Raw genomic sequence first — 242 nt, forward strand, 5'->3', positions numbered from 1 at the left:
GTATACCGTGCTTCTTGCCGTCGAGGAATTGACGGGTGAGCCGGCACGCATCCAAGCGTCCGGCGGTTTTGCCCGCTCCGAATTGTGGCGCCAGCTCTTGGCCGATGTCTTCGACAAGCCCGTTATCATTCCGGAAAGCTTCGAGAGCTCCTGTCTCGGCGCTGTCGTACTCGGCATGTATGCGACTGGCGAAATCAAAGACTTCAGCATTGTCTCCGAGATGATCGGCAGCACCCATACGC

1 protein-coding gene is annotated in these 242 nt (G+C 57.9%); it reads left to right on the top strand.

Annotated features, from left to right (window positions below; genetic code table 11):
* Positions 1–242: FGGY-family carbohydrate kinase (locus SB775_RS33095; protein WP_410865525.1), on the top strand; the 242-nt coding region annotated here is incomplete at both ends.

This window comes from Peribacillus sp. SIMBA_075 (assembly GCF_046534585.1).